This window comes from Nocardiopsis sp. TSRI0078, assembly GCF_001905145.1.
Lineage (GTDB): Bacteria > Actinomycetota > Actinomycetes > Streptosporangiales > Streptosporangiaceae > Nocardiopsis.
This window is the reverse complement of sequence record NZ_LWLB01000003.1, coordinates 100,704-115,165: the sequence shown is the minus strand read 5'-3', so window position 1 is coordinate 115,165 and position 14,462 is coordinate 100,704. Positions and strand designations below refer to the sequence as shown.

18 protein-coding genes and 1 tRNA gene are annotated in these 14,462 nt (G+C 69.9%); 12 read left to right on the top strand and 7 right to left on the bottom strand.

Annotated elements, in window-relative coordinates:
• The first annotated feature begins 116 nt into the window (after positions 1–116).
• From rpsF to A6A08_RS05250, 5 genes are all read left to right on the top strand, one after another.
• Entirely contained in the window at positions 117–407 is a 291-nt protein-coding gene (rpsF, locus tag A6A08_RS05270; protein WP_073701383.1) for a 30S ribosomal protein S6, read from the top strand.
• Positions 408–521: 114 nt separating this feature from the next.
• Entirely contained in the window at positions 522–1,094 is a 573-nt protein-coding gene (locus A6A08_RS05265) for a single-stranded DNA-binding protein (RefSeq protein ID WP_073701382.1), read from the top strand.
• 108 nt (positions 1,095–1,202) lie between these two features.
• On the top strand, positions 1,203–1,439 hold the full coding sequence (rpsR, locus tag A6A08_RS05260) for a 30S ribosomal protein S18 (RefSeq protein WP_017570272.1): 237 nt from the start codon (positions 1,203–1,205) through the stop codon (positions 1,437–1,439).
• Between the two features lie 26 nt (positions 1,440–1,465).
• On the top strand, positions 1,466–1,912 hold the full coding sequence (gene rplI, locus A6A08_RS05255) for a 50S ribosomal protein L9 (protein ID WP_073701381.1): 447 nt from the start codon (positions 1,466–1,468) through the stop codon (positions 1,910–1,912).
• Positions 1,913–2,157: 245 nt separating this feature from the next.
• On the top strand, positions 2,158–2,991 hold the full coding sequence (locus A6A08_RS05250) for a peptidoglycan recognition family protein (protein ID WP_073701380.1): 834 nt from the start codon (positions 2,158–2,160) through the stop codon (positions 2,989–2,991).
• An 80-nt stretch (positions 2,992–3,071) separates the two neighbouring features.
• Here A6A08_RS05250 and A6A08_RS05245 read toward each other — a convergent pair whose 3' ends face one another.
• Positions 3,072–4,421 carry an MATE family efflux transporter gene (locus tag A6A08_RS05245; RefSeq protein ID WP_073701379.1) on the bottom strand — a complete coding sequence of 450 codons (1,350 nt, stop codon included), beginning with the start codon at positions 4,419–4,421 and terminating at the stop codon, positions 3,072–3,074.
• A 348-nt stretch (positions 4,422–4,769) separates the two neighbouring features.
• Here A6A08_RS05245 and dnaB point away from each other — a divergent pair, with 348 nt between their 5' ends.
• Complete coding sequence (dnaB, locus tag A6A08_RS05240) at positions 4,770–6,131, top strand: replicative DNA helicase (RefSeq protein WP_073701378.1); 1,362 nt, start codon at positions 4,770–4,772, stop codon at positions 6,129–6,131.
• A gap of 111 nt (positions 6,132–6,242) precedes the next feature.
• On the opposite strand, the gene A6A08_RS05235 is transcribed toward dnaB, so the two are convergent.
• The 6 genes from A6A08_RS05235 to upp all read right to left on the bottom strand — a co-directional run bounded on the left by A6A08_RS05235 (position 6,243) and on the right by upp (position 11,406).
• On the bottom strand, positions 6,243–7,898 hold the full coding sequence (locus A6A08_RS05235; RefSeq protein ID WP_073701377.1) for a TlrC/CarA/OleB/SrmB family ABC-F type ribosomal protection protein: 1,656 nt from the start codon (positions 7,896–7,898) through the stop codon (positions 6,243–6,245).
• A gap of 619 nt (positions 7,899–8,517) precedes the next feature.
• Positions 8,518–8,748, bottom strand: coding sequence for a hypothetical protein (locus tag A6A08_RS05230; protein WP_073701376.1), 231 nt, complete (start codon positions 8,746–8,748; stop codon positions 8,518–8,520).
• 380 nt (positions 8,749–9,128) lie between these two features.
• Complete coding sequence (locus tag A6A08_RS05225; RefSeq protein ID WP_073701375.1) at positions 9,129–9,638, bottom strand: PH domain-containing protein; 510 nt, start codon at positions 9,636–9,638, stop codon at positions 9,129–9,131.
• 18 nt (positions 9,639–9,656) lie between these two features.
• On the bottom strand, positions 9,657–9,821 hold the full coding sequence (locus tag A6A08_RS28135; protein WP_170293704.1) for a hypothetical protein: 165 nt from the start codon (positions 9,819–9,821) through the stop codon (positions 9,657–9,659).
• A gap of 305 nt (positions 9,822–10,126) precedes the next feature.
• Positions 10,127–10,360 (bottom strand): hypothetical protein, encoded by a 234-nt coding sequence (locus tag A6A08_RS05220; RefSeq protein ID WP_073701374.1) that lies wholly within the window; start codon positions 10,358–10,360, stop codon positions 10,127–10,129.
• Between the two features lie 392 nt (positions 10,361–10,752).
• Positions 10,753–11,406, bottom strand: a complete 654-nt coding sequence (upp, locus tag A6A08_RS05215; protein WP_073701373.1) for a uracil phosphoribosyltransferase — start codon at positions 11,404–11,406, stop codon at positions 10,753–10,755.
• A gap of 324 nt (positions 11,407–11,730) precedes the next feature.
• Here upp and A6A08_RS05210 point away from each other — a divergent pair, with 324 nt between their 5' ends.
• The 6 genes from A6A08_RS05210 to A6A08_RS27905 all read left to right on the top strand — a co-directional run bounded on the left by A6A08_RS05210 (position 11,731) and on the right by A6A08_RS27905 (position 14,421).
• On the top strand, positions 11,731–12,231 hold the full coding sequence (locus A6A08_RS05210; protein WP_073701372.1) for a tRNA adenosine deaminase-associated protein: 501 nt from the start codon (positions 11,731–11,733) through the stop codon (positions 12,229–12,231).
• 45 nt (positions 12,232–12,276) lie between these two features.
• The gene (locus A6A08_RS05205; RefSeq protein WP_073701371.1) at positions 12,277–12,765 is read left to right on the top strand and encodes a tRNA adenosine deaminase-associated protein; all 489 of its coding nucleotides are present in this window, start codon (positions 12,277–12,279) and stop codon (positions 12,763–12,765) included.
• The gene (locus tag A6A08_RS05200) at positions 12,762–13,244 is read left to right on the top strand and encodes a nucleoside deaminase (RefSeq protein ID WP_073701370.1); all 483 of its coding nucleotides are present in this window, start codon (positions 12,762–12,764) and stop codon (positions 13,242–13,244) included. Before A6A08_RS05205 ends, A6A08_RS05200 begins: the two co-directional genes overlap by 4 nt.
• A 10-nt stretch (positions 13,245–13,254) precedes the next feature.
• Positions 13,255–13,339: transfer RNA gene (locus A6A08_RS05195), tRNA-Ser, on the top strand.
• 501 nt (positions 13,340–13,840) lie between these two features.
• Entirely contained in the window at positions 13,841–14,080 is a 240-nt protein-coding gene (locus A6A08_RS05190) for a hypothetical protein (protein ID WP_073701369.1), read from the top strand.
• A 188-nt stretch (positions 14,081–14,268) separates the two neighbouring features.
• Positions 14,269–14,421 (top strand): hypothetical protein, encoded by a 153-nt coding sequence (locus A6A08_RS27905; protein ID WP_158069261.1) that lies wholly within the window; start codon positions 14,269–14,271, stop codon positions 14,419–14,421.
• Positions 14,422–14,462: the final 41 nt, after the last annotated feature.

The following is a 14,462-nucleotide window of genomic DNA, read 5'->3' as shown; positions in this document are numbered from 1 at the left end:
CCGTATGGCTCTGAGCCCGTCGGCACCCGCCCGAGGCGCGGTATCCACCGCGGGCTCCTGCCCTCCTGCCATGGAGATTCCATGGCCGCAACAGTCCAGAGGAGGAACGTACGCCTATGCGTCGTTACGAAATCATGGTCATCCTCGACCCCAACCTCGACGAGCGCACCGTCGCCCCGTCGCTGGAGAACTTCCTGGGCGTCGTCCGCAACGACGGCGGCTCGGTCGAGAAGGTCGACATCTGGGGCAAGCGCCGCCTGGCCTACGACATCGACAAGAACTCCGAGGGCATCTACGCGGTGGTCGACCTGAGCGCCGAGCCCGCCACGGTCAAGGAGCTGGACCGTCAGCTCGGCCTCGCCGAGGCCGTGCTCCGCACCAAGGTGCTCCGCCCCGAGGTCCACTAGGCGGCACCGTCGCGCACCCCCGACCCCGACCATCCGTTATGTCACTGGTGGCACGGATGATCGGGGGAGCAGGCGAAACCGCCTGACCCGACTACCTCGAACCGGAGCCCAGCCATGGCAGGCGAAACCCAGATCACGCTCGTCGGCAACCTGGTCGACGACCCTGAACTGCGCTTCACGCCCAGTGGAGCCGCGGTCGCCAACTTCCGTGTGGCCTCGACGCCCCGCACCTTCGACCGTCAGTCGGGGGAGTGGAAGGACGGCGAGTCCATGTTCCTCACGTGCACCGTCTGGCGGCAGTACGCGGAGAACGTGGCCGAGAGCCTCCAGCGCGGCATGCGCGTCATCGTGCAGGGTCGCCTGAAGCAGCGTTCGTACGAGACCCGCGAGGGTGAGAAGCGGACCGTCTTCGAGATCGACGTCGACGAGGTCGGCCCGGCCCTGCGCAGCGCCACCGCCAAGGTGACCAAGACGCAGCGCCAGGGCGGCGGCTTCGGCGGTGGCGGCGGTTTCGGCGGCGGCCAGCCCCAGGGTGGCGGCTACGGGAACCAGGGCGGCGGCTTCGGCGGCCCGCAGGGCGGCGGAAGCCGCAGCGGTCCCCCGGCCGACGACCCGTGGGCGACCAACGGCGGCGGCGGTTTCGGCGGTGGCGGTGGCGGAGGCTTCTCCGACGAGCCTCCGTTCTAGTCGGCCGGTAGCAGTACCCGGCCCGGCGTCCAGAGGCGCCAGGTCGTTTTCCACATGTCCCAGCCCATCCCCGGGTGGACCCCGGGGCTCTTGCGAAGGAGCACCACGATGGCGAAGCCGGCAGCGCGCAAGCCCAAGAAGAAGGTTTGCCTCTTCTGCCAGGAGAAGCAGTCCTACATCGACTACAAGGACACCACGCTTCTCCGCAAGTTCATCTCCGAGCGCGGCAAGATCCGTGCCCGCCGCGTCACGGGTAACTGCACCCAGCACCAGCGCGACGTCGCGACCGCGATCAAGAACGCGCGCGAGGTGGCCCTGCTGCCCTACACCAGCAGCGCTCGCTAACGGCGATATCGAGGGAGGTTTTTGTCGTGAAGCTGATTTTGACCCACGAGGTCAACGGTCTCGGAGCCCCCGGCGATGTCGTCGAGGTGAAGAACGGCTACGGCCGCAACTACCTGCTGCCCCGCGGGTTCGCCATCCGGTGGACGCGCGGCGGCCAGAAGCAGATCGACCTGATCCAGCGCGCGCGTTCCGCGCGTGACATCCGCAGCCTGGACGAGGCCCAGCAGGTCGCGGGCAGGGTCAACGCGCTCACCGTGCGCCTCAAGCAGCGCGCCGGCGCGGGTGGCCGCCTGTTCGGCTCGGTCACGCCCGCGGACGTCGCCGAGGCCGTCAAGGCCACCGGCGGTCCCGAGCTGGACAAGCGCCGGATCGAGATCAAGAACCCGATCAAGTCGGTCGGAAGCCACAAGGTCCAGGTCCGCCTGCACCCCGAGGTCTCCGCGACGATCAAGCTGGACGTCGTCGGCGCCTGACCGGGCGGCCGACACGTCGGGCCCCGTCTCCTCCCCGGAGGAGGCGGGGCCCCGCTGTTTCCGGCTCCGCCGGTCCCCGTTCCTCCTCGGCCCCGTCCTTTCCGGGGCCGGTTTCCGCAATGGGTGGATACCTCCTGACACGCCTGACCCTCCAGGCAACCCTTTGGTCACCCTTTGTAATCTATCGTGTTCTCTGTGTTGGTGTCGTATATTGCGCCACCCCGCACGGAGAGGACGGCAGACCGATGAACGAGGAAAGAAGAGACGAGTCGGGCCGACACACACAGGTGGACCGCAGGACCGTCCTGCGAGCGACCGCCCTCACCGCCGGAGGAGTGGTCCTCGGCGGGATGATGGGAATCTCCACGCCGGGCGGGGCCTTCGCGGCCGCCAGACCCAAGGTGTACACGCGCTCCGACTGGGGCGCCCGCAACCCGAAGAACAAGATCGACGTCCTGGGCCGGGCGCCCACGCACATCGTCGTGCACCACACCGCCACGGCGAACGCGTCCGACGTCTCGGCCTCGCACGCGGCGGCGCTGTCACGCGCCATCCAGCGCCATCACATGGACAGCAACGGGTGGAGTGACATCGGACAGCAGCTCACCATCAGCCGGGGCGGGCACATCATGGAGGGCCGCGACCAGACCCTGCGGGCCGTCGGCGCCGGACACCATGTGGTCGGCGCGCACACCGCCAACCACAACGGACACACCCTCGGGATCGAGAACGAGGGCACCTACGACTCGGCGTCCCCGCCGAGGACCCTGATGGACTCGCTGACGGACACCTGCGCCTGGCTGTGCCTGGTGTACCGGCTGGAACCGGACAAGGCGATCGTCGGACACCGCGACTTCAACACGACGGGCTGCCCCGGCGACAGGCTCTACGCGCTGCTCCCGCGGCTGCGGAAGAACGTGGGGAAGAGGGTGCAGGAGCAGCTCAGGCACCTGAGCGCGGTGGCGGGCACCCAGCTGTCCCTGGAGGAGCTGCCCACCTACCCCGCGGTTCCCCAGGCCGAACGGGCGGCGGTCTTCTACCACGGACCCACGCTCGGAGGCCGGGACGCGTCCCCGTGACCGGGACGTGAACGACCGGGCATCGGCCTACCCGCGCGGTCGGCGGGCCCGTCACGGCCGTGCCGTGGCGGGCCCCGGCCTCAGGGCCGGCTCGCGCCGGTGACCAGCCACGCCGTGCCCCGGGCCCGGGCGCCCAGGGTGAGCGCGCGGGCGAGGATCCACACCGCGAAGGCGGTCCACAGACCCACCAGGCCCCACACGGAACCGTCCGCCAGCCACGGCAGGACCAGGGCGAAGGGCAGGAAGGCCAGCATCGTCCACAGGGACGCCCACGCGAGGTAGCGCTGGTCGCCGGCTCCCATCAGGACGCCGTCCAGCACCATGGTCACCCCGCTCAGCGGCTGCAGGAGGGCGACCACCACCAGCGAGGCCGTGATGAGGACGCGCACCTCGGGGTCGGAGGTGAACGGGATCCACGCCCACGGCATCACCAGGAACACCACCGCCGTGAACACCAGGCCCAGCATCACGCCCCACTCCACCATGCGCCGCGTGGCGTCGCGGGTGCCCCGGACGTCCGCGGCGCCCAGGTAGCGGCCCACGATCGACTGCCCGGCGATGGCGATCGCGTCCATGGCGAACACCAGCAGGGCCCAGATGTTGTAGCTCACCTGGTGCGCGGCGATCGAGGCGTCGCCGAGCCGGGCCGCCACCGCCGTGGTCACCAGCGCCACCACGCGCATTGACACGCTGCGCAGGAACAGCGCGAACCCCGCCGAGGCCGAGGCGCGCAACCCCGCCGCGGTGGGCGCGAGGGACACGCCCTCACGGCGGGCGGCGCGGACGACCATCGCCGCGTACCAGAACGCGCCCGCGCCCTGGGCGATCACCGTCGACCAGGCCGAACCCGCGATGCCCCAGTCCAGGACCAGCACGAACACCGCGCACAGCGCCGCGTTGCCGACGTAGGAGGCGACCGCCACCAGCAGCGGCGTACGCGCGTCCTGCAGTCCGCGCAGCACGCCGGTGCCCGCCATGACGACGAGGAGGAACGGCGTGCTGAGCAGGCTGATCCGCAGGTAGGTCAGGGCGTGTGGAGCCACGTCCGCGGAGGCGCCCAGCGCGTCCACCAGCAGCGGGCCCAGCGGCCAGCCGATCGCGACGGCGGCGGCGCCCAGCAAGGCCGCGAGCCACATGCCGTCCACGCCGTCGCGGACCCCGCCGGGGATGTCACCCGCGCCGAACTTGCGGGCGACCGCCGCGGTGGTGCCGTAGGCGAGGAAGACGCAGACGGCCACCAGCGTGAGAAGGACCTGTCCGGCCACACCGAGGCCGCCCAGAGCCTGGGTGCCCAGGGTGCCGACGATCGCGGAGTCGGTGAGCAGGAACAGGGGTTCGCTGATGAGGGCGAAGAACGTCGGGATCGCCAGGGCGAAGATCTCGCGGTCGTGGCGGTGCCGGAAGGGGACGGCCGAAAGGAGTTGTGGCATGGCACAGTCACAGTATCGGACACGCGTTCTACGCGGATGTGGAGTTTTCCACACCCCCGCCGAAGCCTGTGGATAACTTGTGGAAACACGTCCTGTGAGGCATCTTGCACACCCTGCCCACGTGCCATGTTTCCCCAGGTCAGTGGCCTTATGTGAGGGTCGCGGCAAAGTTATCCACAGGTGATGTGCACAACCTATGTTCGCAATGCCCTGCGAGGCACCGGACATGGTGGTAAGGGACGTGTCCACAACCTCCGGGGAAGGCGTCCCCGACGTCGGGCATGGGGCATCCTGGAGGGGTCGGCCCGTGCCCGGGCCCGTCCGAACACCGTCCTGGGGAGAGCGTTCGTGAGTGTCGCTGAGCAGCCACCTGAAGAAGGCGGGTACGGCGGATACGATCGCACCCCACCCCACGACATCCAGGCCGAGCAGAGCGTGCTCGGCGGCATGCTCCTGTCCAAGGACGCCATCACCCAGGTCGTGGAGATCATCCGATCGGCGGACTTCTACCGGCCCGCGCACCAGATCATCTACGACAGCATCGTCGACCTCTTCTCCCGCGGCGAGCCCGTGGACGCCATCTCGGTCAACGCCGAGCTGACCAAGCGCGGCGAGGCCGCGCGGGCGGGCGGCGCCCTCTACCTGCACACCCTCACCGAGGCCATCCCGACCGCCGCCAACGCGGGCTACTACGCCAAGATCGTCTCCGACCGCGCGATCCTGCGCCGCCTGGTCGAGGTGGGCACCCGCATCGCGCAGATCGGCTACGCCGGCGACGGCGAGGTGGACGACCTGGTCGACCACGCCCAGGCCGAGATCTACAAGGTCGCGGAGAAGCGCACCGGTGAGGACTACCTCGCGCTGGCCGACATCATGCCCGGCGCCCTGGACGAGATCGAGGCGATCGGCGCCCACGACGGCACCCTGACCGGCGTGCCCACCGGCTTCGCCGACTTCGACGCCCTCACCAACGGCCTCCACCCCGGTCAGATGGTCATCATCGCCGCCCGTCCCGCGGTGGGCAAAAGTACGCTGGCCCTGGACTTCGCGCGTGCGGCGTCCATCAAGAACGACATGACCTCGGTCTTCTTCAGCCTGGAGATGGGGCGCAACGAGATCGTCATGCGCCTGCTCTCGGCGGAGGCGCGCGTGCCCCTGCACACCATGCGCTCGGGCCTCATGACCGACGAGGACTGGACACGCCTGGCCAGACGCATGGGCGAGGTGGCCAACGCACCCCTGTTCATCGACGACTCCCCGAACATGTCGATGATGGAGATCCGGGCCAAGTGCCGAAGGCTCAAGCAGCAGCACGACCTCAAGCTGGTCATCGTCGACTACCTCCAGCTGATGAGCTCACCCGGCCGGGTGGAGAGCCGCCAGCAGGAGGTCTCGGAGATGTCCCGTTCCCTCAAGCTCCTGGCCAAGGAGCTGGAGGTCCCCGTGGTGGCGCTCTCCCAGCTCAACCGCGGTCCCGAGCAGCGCACCGACAAACGCCCGCAGGTGTCCGACCTCCGTGAGAGCGGTTCGATCGAGCAGGACGCGGACATGGTCATCCTGCTCTACCGCGAGGACGTGCACGACAAGGAGTCGCCGCGCGCCGGCGAGGCCGACATCATCGTGGCCAAGCACCGCAACGGCCCCACGGCGGACGTGACCGTGGCCTTCCAGGGCCACTACAGCCGCTTCGTCGACATGGCGCCCGGGTAGGCGGTCCGCGCGGCGGGGCCCGCCGTGGCGAACACGACGGGCCCCAATATCGGTCAGGGGATTTTGCTGTTTATGGTCAAGCCGATTTGTCGACAAATCGCTATGGACACGTCACGCCGAGTCGCCGACGACGGTCCCCTCCCGTAGCTCCAGGCGGCGCCCGGTGAAGCGCTCGCGCGTCCTGCGGTCGTGGCTGACGATCACCAGGGCCCCCTCGTAGCGCGCCAACGCCTCCTCCAACTCCTCCACCAGGCCGGGGGAGAGGTGGTTGGTCGGCTCGTCGAGCAGTAACAGGTCGTACACGCCCGAGGCCAGCCGGGCGACCTCGATCCTGCGGCGCTGGCCGACCGAGAGCGACTCCACCGGCTGGTCCAGCTCACGGAGCCGGAACAGGCCGAGCGAGGCCAGTTCGCCGCGGTGGTCCTCCGCGGCGCCGGGGCGTCCCGACGCGTAGGCCTGGAGCACGGTCCGGCCGGGGGCGACGGGAGCCTCCTCCTGGCGCAGGCAGCCGACCCGGCCGGATACGGACACCCGTCCCGCGTCGGGGACCGTGTCCCCGGACAGCACCCGGAGCAGGGTGGTCTTACCGGCTCCGTTCGGGCCGGTGACCAGTACGCGCGCGCCCCGTGCCAGCTCCAGGGAGGGGACGTCGAGCCGGCGGCCGACCCGGACCCCCTCCAGCGAGGCGACCGGGCCGGTCTCCTCGCCGGGTGAGCCGGTGAACTCCGCGCTCATCCGCAGCGGCACCGGCGGCGGTGGCACCGGGTTCGCCGTCAGCCGCGCCACCCTCTCCTTGGCCTGGCGGATACGGCTCATGGAGCCGTGCGCGGCTCCCCGCATCCTGAACGCCCCGTGGCCGAACGCGGCCTTCTCCATCCTGCGCGGGATGGCCTGCAGGGCCGCGACGGTGTTCTCGGCCAGCCGCCGCTGTCTGGCCAGGTCGTTCCTCCACTCCTCGTACTCGCGGATCCACCGGGCCCGCGCCGCGGCCCTCGCGGCCAGGAACCCGTCGTATCCGTTGCCGTACCGGTGGATCCGGTGCAGGTCGTGGTCGACCTCCAGGACGGTGTCGGTCACGTTGGCCAGGAAGGCCCGGTCGTGGGTGACGGCGACGACCGTGCCCCGGTGGCGGCGGAGCCGGTGCTCCAGCCAGGCGACCGCGCGGTCGTCGAGGTCGTTGGTGGGCTCGTCGAGCAGGAGCAGCTCGGGCGAGGCCGCCAGCACCGCGGCCAGGGCCAGACGTGAGCGCTCCCCTCCGGAGAGGGTGCTCAGCGGGCGGGCGCGGTCCAGCCCGGGAAGGCCCAGCCCGTGCAGCCCGGCGTCGACGCGCGCGTCGGCGTCGTAGCCGCCGCGGGCCTCGAACTCGGCGAGCAGGTCGCCGTAGGCGTCCAGCTCCTTCGGCGAGGCCGAGGCGAGCGCGGACTCCGCCTCGCGCAGGCGCGCCTCCATGCCGCGCAGCACCGCCAGGGCGGAGTCGATCGCGTCGCCGACGGTGCCGGTACCGACCCCGGCCTCCTCGAGGGTCTGGGGCAGGTAGCCGACGCCGCCCGGTGCCCGGACGGTGAGTTCCCCGTTGGAGGGTTCCTCCTCACCGGCGAGCATGCGCAGCAGCGTGCTCTTGCCCGAGCCGTTGTCGCCGATGACCCCGACGCGCTCGCCGGGACTGATGGTGAGGGTGACGCCGTCGAGAACGGTGTGGTCGTCGTAGCGTTTGGTGATCTCGTTGAGGGTGAGCTGGGAGTGTGCTCGTACCCGGGCGGTGAGCATGCGCGCCTCCGGTCTGCGGTGTGGTCGGGCAGGGACCGCGAATCGACGGTGGGGCGCATGCGTCACGGGTTTCGGACAGGAGCGCATCGGTGGCGCCGACCTGGGAAACGGGACGGTGAGGCCGTGTCGACCGCGGTGAGGGGACACGCGGAGCGGTGCCGTGCGGCGCGAAGGCGCCGCCGGCGGCTCGAACGCGGTGTCCGGCGCGGGTCTACAGGAAGAAGTACAGCCTCATGTGCAAGACGGTACGTATCGTCTCGGGAAAACGCAAGTGGATTCCCCGTGAGACGGACATCACGTTCCCGCGGGCGTGAGGTGCTCAGTAAAGGATGGCCATATTGCTCTTTATGTCCAAGCCGATTTGTCGACAAAGCGAGGAGGAGAGATGTCGGCGCGTCCGGGCCGCGGAGAGGGCGAAGCCTTCGGGAGGGCGGGCCCCCAGGGTCGGAGCCACCGGGACCGGAGTCGCCGGGACCGGAGTCGCCGGACTCGGAGTCGCCTGGGCGCGGTGCCGCCGGTGTGAGGAGGAGGGCGCGTCGCTCGCGGGCCGACGCGGGGACGCCCGTACGGCCGGACGCCCTCCGCCACGGGTGGCGAAGGGCGTCCGGGGGCCGCCTGGCTAGAGCCAGCGGGCCTGGGGGCAGTTCCGACCGTTCTCGTCGGTGACCATCACCCAGTGCATGATCGGGTGTCCTGAAGTAACGGTGTCGGCGTCCTCACGCGGTCGGGGGACGTGCACAGGCTCGGCCGCGAGGCCGGCGAGGCGGCGGGTCCCGGCTGAGGAGCGGGTACGCCGACGGGGCGTGATGGAGCGAGCGGGCTGTGGTGCACGATCCGTTCTACGCGCCATGGGACCCTCCTCGTTTCCGTGTCAGATGAACCAAGTTAACCTTACGTTCACCTTGAAGTCAATTCGCTTGTCTCGCGGCACGGTTCCACCGGGTGCCCGGGTCCCATCGCGCACTCGGTGCGGATTCCCGCGGGTCAGGTGTTCCCACGTCCTTCTGTTCCGATGCCCTTCGTGAGGGAGGGCAAACGGATTGTGGGAAAGGGGAGTGTCACTCCGCAGCAAGGTGAACGGAAGGTGAACGATATGCGAACCGGTGTCCGCGCGGAGGGAGGGTGCGCCGCCGCGGCCCCGGGCCGCGTGCGGGAGGGGCCCGGGGAAACGAGAGGGCACCCGCCGTCCCGACGGGTGCCCGGATGTCCTGTGCCGGATGCCTTGCGCGGTCACTCCTTGAAGATGAGCCCCACGACCTCCAGGTAGAGCTGCTCCGGGTACGGAATGAACATGATCTTGCTCAGCGCCTGGTCCTGACCGGCGGACTCCATCACGAAGGTCCCGTAACCGAGGAAGCGGCCCAGCAGGCTCCGCTCGAACCTCATGTCGGTGACCTTGCCCAGCGGCATCATGTTCACCTGCCGCGTGATCAGGCCCTGGGTCAGCAACAACCGCGCCGACGTGATGACGAAGTAGTCCACCGACCACTCCGCGACCTGCCAGACGAACCACACCAGCACCAGCAGCCACAGCCACCAGATGATCGCCAGCGCGGCCGCGGTGTCCGCGATCGAGGTGTTGCTCAGGATCCCGGCGATGATCAGCGCACCGAGGACCGCTCCGACCGGTCCGATCAGCACCGCGGGGTGCCGACGGATGGTCACCACGTCCTGCTCGTGTGGCAGGAGGTAGCGGTTGACCGACGCTGGAGCGCTGTTACTCGACGCTACGAGCCGCATGGCACCCGACCATCCCCACTACGGCAGCAGTGCGTTGACGAAGCGGGACATCGACTCCGCGCCACCCATCAGACCGCCCAGTGCGCTCTGGATCACCCCTGCGGCGCTTTCCGGTTGCGTGAGCAGATAGAACGCTACGAAACCGATGAGCGCGTATCCGCCCCATTTCTTCAACTTCGCCACGACTGACTCCCCTTGGAATCCACCTGACCCACCAACCCAGCAGCGATTGTCGCACTCACCATCATGCCCGTAAAGCCTGGGGCGCACCCTCGGCGTGGCGGTATGTCGGACCTTCCGCGCTTGCGGGCTGTGTCCGGTTCCGGTGGGGTCGGTAACCCAGTGATTGGTGGTCCGGAATGTGATTCAGCTTTGCTGCAGGTCAGGGCATTTAGGACATAGGCAGGTATAAGCGGAGAATTCGCTGACCAGAACTCTGCCGCTGGAGTCGGCCAGCCGAAAACTCCGCTCGGTGCCGCCTGTATCCGCTACCTCTGCTCCGCGAAGGCCAGCGCGAGCACCTGGAGGTGCTGGCGGGCGATCCGCTCCACGAGCTCGGGTGTGGCCCTGCCGGTGACGTCCTCCGCGCCGTGCCGCGCGGCGTCGACGCACCGGGTGACGGTGGAGGTGTGGTGTACGCCGGAGAACTCCTCGGCCAGCCGGTACATGACCGGGCCGAAGCGGGAGTCACGGGTGGTCGAGGGGGAGGGCGTCTCGGGCATCTCACTCCTTGGGGGCTACGGCGGTTGCATGGGGTGTTCGTTCAGGGTCTTTCAGTAGCCGCTGGAGGGTGCGGGAGCGTCACGTCGGAAAGGGGCGGACGTGCGTTGTCAGCGGGCTGAACCCCAGGGGGGCGGTTTCGGTCCGACAGGTCTTCCCGGTTACGGGTGGTCAGGAACCATCATCACTTCTATCTGTTACGTTCTCGTCTCAAAATGAATTCGGCTGGCGCAAAGCCGTGTCCTGGTTCACATCGGGCTCTGACGCCACCTGGGCTGACGCGGGGACCGCGAGGGGTATGCCCGATTTTCGGTCGTTCATTCACTCTGTGCCCGAAAGAGCCGAAAAAAGCGCCCGACCGGTGCTCCGGCGGGCGCTGGGGGCGATACGGGGCTCAGGAGCAGCCGTACAGGCGGTCGCCCGCGTCGCCCAGGCCCGGAAGGATGAAGCCGTGCTCGTTCAGCCGCTCGTCCTCCGCGGCCGTCACCACGCGCAGGGTGGCCCCGTGGTCGGGGTCCAGGGTCTGGGTCAGCTTCTGCTCGACGGCGGCCAGGCCCTCGGGCGCGGCGAGCAGGCAGATCGCGGTGATGTGGTCGGCGCCCCGATCCACCAGGAGCTTGAGCGCGGCGGCCAGGGTGCCGCCGGTGGCCAGCATCGGGTCGAGCACGTAGCACTGGCGGCCGGACAGGTCCTGCGGCAGCCGGTCGGCGTAGGTGGCGGGCTGGAGCGTGGTCTCGTCACGGGCCATGCCCAGGAAGCCGACCTCGGCCGTGGGCAGGAGGCGGGTCATCCCGTCGAGCATGCCCAGCCCCGCACGCAGGATCGGTACGACGAGGGGGGTCGGACGCGTCAGCTGCGTTCCGGTGGTCTCCACGAGCGGGGTCTCGATGGTGACGTCTGTCACTCGGACGTCCCTGGTCGCCTCGTAGGCGAGCAGGGTCACCAACTCGTCGGTCAGGCGCCGGAAGGTCGGGGAGTCGGTCCGCACGTCGCGCAGGGTGGTCAGCTTGTGCGCGACCAGGGGATGGTCGACGACCAGGGTTTCCAAAGCGTTCTCCGGGTGAGCTGGGATAACGGGACGGTGGCTGGGGAGGTGGCCAGCCCGAGTCTAACCGCGCCCGCCAACCGGACCCGGGCCTGCGCCGGTGCCGTCCGCCCTGTTCCGGACCCGCGGCGCGGGCCGGGCCGCGCCCTCCGCGGTGCCGCGGGATTACAGGAGGGGAGGCGGGGAAGCGGTTCTCGTGAGAGCGTGGTCCGGACTGACGCGGACCAAGGGCCACGGTGGTACCGGAGTGATCGTTACCATGGCACTCGCACGGACGATCCGGGGTACCTTCGTCCGCACCGATACACCGGCCGGGTTGGGGTGACGATGACAGTGCTCGATCATGGTGACGACGACTCGGGCGACTTCGCGGCTGTCGCGTACAGGGAAGAGGAGTACTGGGACGTCGACCTGCTCCCCGCGAAGCTGACGCACGATCTCAAGGGCCTGGTCCACGCACTGCGCCAGCAGCCGAGCATCAGCGGCTCCCTCGGGCTGGTCTCGGTCGGCGACGACTTCTTCATCATCGTGCGGGTCTACGGCGAGGAGGTCTCCCTGTTCCTCTCTGACGTGACCGCCTCGGTGGACTGGCAGGTGGCCCGCGACGTCCTGGACTACCTGGACATCGACCTGCCGGACGACGACGACCTCGACCAGGTGCTGCCCGCGGGCGACCTGTCCATCGTGGCCGACCTCGGCCTGGACGAGATGGAGCTGGGCGCCCTGGCGGGGGACCTGGACCTGTATCCGGACGAGGTGCTGGCCAGCGTGTCCGAACGGCTGGGATTCGCCCAGTCCTTTCAGCGTGTCCTGGACGGTATGGGGTAAGGACTGCTGGAGTACAGAGCATCCCGGTGAACAGGAGAGCACGCGGTGTCGATCTTCGCAGCTGTCTTCGCTCCCAACGGGAAGACGTGGCGGGGAACCGAGGTCGACCTCGGGGACGTGGACGTCATCGACGACGTCACCGACCTGATGCTCGACTTCGCGGCCGAGCGGGGGGGCGACCTCGCGCTCCTGCTGCTGGAGGCCGATGACGAGTGGTTCGCGCTCGTGCGCGCCGATGACGACGGCACAGAGCCGCGCGTGTACCTCTCCGACGCGAGGGTGGTGCACGACCACCCGCTCGCCTCCGTGCTGTCCGAGGCCGGAGGACTGGGCGCGCCACCGCCCTCCGAGAGCGCCGGGGCCCGGCCCAACCCCGTGCCCGACGGAGACGACGACCTGCTCACCGACCTGGGGGTGACCGAGGACGAGCTGCGCTCGCTGTCGGTCGGCGGGGGCGTCCTGCCCGGCGACGTCCTCGCGGTGGTGGCCGAACGCGCGGGATTCGGCGAGATCCTCGACGGCATGAGGCTGTGACCGACCGGGAGGTCCTCGACGCCGCCCTGCGTACGGCGATCGCCGAGGGCGAACGCGCCCTGGATACGGGTGACGTACCGGTGGGCGCGGTGGTGGTGGACGCCGACGGCGCCGTCCTGGGAACGGGGCGCAACGAGCGCGAGGCGGCCGGCGACCCCACCGCCCACGCCGAGGTGCTGGCGCTGCGGGCCGCCGCCCGCACGCGCGGCGAGTGGCGGCTGGGCGGCTGCACGCTGGTGGTGACCCTCGAACCCTGCACGATGTGCGCGGGCGCGACGGTGCTCTCCCGCGTGGACCGGCTGGTCTACGGTGCCCGGGACGCCAAGGCGGGAGCGGTCGGGTCGGTGTGGGACGCGGTCCGCGACCCCCGGCTCAACCACCGTCCGGAGGTCCTTCCGCCCGACCTCGTGGACGGGGATCTCGCCGACCGGTGCGCCGATCTCCTCATCCGGTTTTTCGCACAGCGTCGTATCCGGTAGAGTTCCTCTCGGTGGAGTCGCCTAGTGGCCGATGGCGCCCGCCTCGAAAGCGGGTAAGGGGCAACCCTTCGAGGGTTCAAATCCCTCCTCCACCGCGCAGGGCCGGTGCTCACCCAGATGGGCACGGGGCCGTAGAGGTAGCGAGGGCCGGTTGACCCGGGCCGGTGCACACAGTGCACACGGTTCGGGGAGACCGGCCCTTTCGCGTGTTCGGGGTCTGGTCCCGTGGACCCGGTCGCGCGGCGGTGCGGCGAGGACCGGGAGGCCGGTTCGTCCACCGCCCCATCCCGGGTGGAAGGCTCCCGGCTTGTCGATATGTCGACATATACCCCTGGAACCTCCTTCCGTCCGGGCTCCGTGCACGGGCCGGGTGGCGCGGTTCCAGCGTGGACCCGGGCGGGGACGTCGGCGGTCCGTGTTTGACCGGTGGCTGTGTCGGTACCCCTGAGGGAGGACGGCCGTACGCACACCCCCTCGTCGATGGCGATCCGTTCGGCGATCCCGTGCCGGGGTCGGGCCGGTTGCTCGGCCCGGGCGCTTCCGCCCGCGGGAGCCGGCAGCGGATCCTCCTCCGACAGCGACCCCCGGAAGGCCAGGTGAGAACCATCGCGGACCAGCCACAGGCCCAGGTGCGCTGGCAGACGTTGATCGGCGCGACCTTCCTCATGGTGGGCATGCTCCTCACCGGAACCGCCGCCTACATGGGTGAGAACCACGGTCTTCTCGCCGCGGCCGCGGTGCTCTTCCTGGTCGCTGTCGGCCTCCAGGCGGCATGGGCGGTGATGCGGTACCGGCAACGGCGCCATGGTCGCGCTCGACCGCCCGAAGAACCATAGGTCCACGGCGCCACGCGGAGCACCCGAACGGCCGACTGGCGGGCCGGGGGCGCGGTCCGTTCGGCCCGGGTGCTCCCGCCTGCGGGAGCCGGCGGTGGATCCTCCCCGACAGCGACGAAAGGGCGAGCCGATGAAGCGGTTCCGGGTGTGGGGCAACGTGGTCGCGGGCGCGATCCGTGGTCCGTCTCGTGTCCGGCACCGAACCGGTGCGGGTCTCCTGGTTCACCCTCGTACCCGCGCTGCTTTTCGCCGGTACGGGTACCGGTTACTACCGCCGGTTCAAGAACCACCATCGGCATGCCGCGTCCCGGGATGAGGACACGGGCGAGTCCGACCCGTAGCCGTCGGCCATGGCGGGAAGGGCGGGGTGACCGTACGCCTC

Coding starts and splice junctions, on each gene's coding strand:
- A6A08_RS05250 (WP_073701380.1), top strand. CDS start 2,158: ATGAACGAGGAAAGAAGAGACGAGTCGGGCCGACACACACAGGTGGAC.
- rpsR (WP_017570272.1), top strand. CDS start 1,203: ATGGCGAAGCCGGCAGCGCGCAAGCCCAAGAAGAAGGTTTGCCTCTTC.
- A6A08_RS05220 (WP_073701374.1), bottom strand. CDS start 10,360: ATGCCCGAGACGCCCTCCCCCTCGACCACCCGTGACTCCCGCTTCGGC.
- rpsF (WP_073701383.1), top strand. CDS start 117: ATGCGTCGTTACGAAATCATGGTCATCCTCGACCCCAACCTCGACGAG.
- A6A08_RS05230 (WP_073701376.1), bottom strand. CDS start 8,748: ATGGCGCGTAGAACGGATCGTGCACCACAGCCCGCTCGCTCCATCACG.
- A6A08_RS05235 (WP_073701377.1), bottom strand. CDS start 7,898: ATGCTCACCGCCCGGGTACGAGCACACTCCCAGCTCACCCTCAACGAG.
- A6A08_RS05245 (WP_073701379.1), bottom strand. CDS start 4,421: ATGCCACAACTCCTTTCGGCCGTCCCCTTCCGGCACCGCCACGACCGC.
- A6A08_RS05210 (WP_073701372.1), top strand. CDS start 11,731: ATGACAGTGCTCGATCATGGTGACGACGACTCGGGCGACTTCGCGGCT.
- A6A08_RS05225 (WP_073701375.1), bottom strand. CDS start 9,638: ATGCGGCTCGTAGCGTCGAGTAACAGCGCTCCAGCGTCGGTCAACCGC.
- A6A08_RS05265 (WP_073701382.1), top strand. CDS start 522: ATGGCAGGCGAAACCCAGATCACGCTCGTCGGCAACCTGGTCGACGAC.